The sequence below is a fragment of the Frankia sp. AgB32 genome (assembly GCF_023243045.1).
Taxonomy (GTDB): Bacteria; Actinomycetota; Actinomycetes; order Frankiales; family Frankiaceae; genus Frankia.
Genome location: NZ_JALKFX010000208.1, coordinates 1 through 250, shown reverse-complemented (window position 1 = coordinate 250; position 250 = coordinate 1). Strand labels below are relative to the sequence as shown.

Sequence of the window (250 nt, the reverse complement as noted above, 5' to 3'; positions counted from 1 at the left end):
AGCGCGATCTGCGGCGCCTCGACCAGTGCATGGCCGATCACGGCTTTCCCGACGCCGTGGTCGAGGTGGTCGAGGCCAACCGCCAGAAGGCGGTCTGGGAGGTGCGGGAGGCCTGCCTCAACATCATGATGTCGATGAAGGGCGACCGTAAGCCCGTCTCGTTCATCGAGGATTGCGCCGTCCCCCTCGAGCATCTGGCCGATTACACCGATGCCGTCACCGAGGTGTTTTCCCGGCACGGCACGCGGGG

The 250-nt window shown here is 66.0% G+C and carries 1 protein-coding gene; it reads left to right on the top strand.

What is annotated here, in order from left to right; genetic code table 11:
- Window positions 1-250: FAD-linked oxidase C-terminal domain-containing protein (locus tag MXD60_RS26440; RefSeq protein WP_248822412.1), on the top strand; the 250-nt coding region annotated here is incomplete at both ends.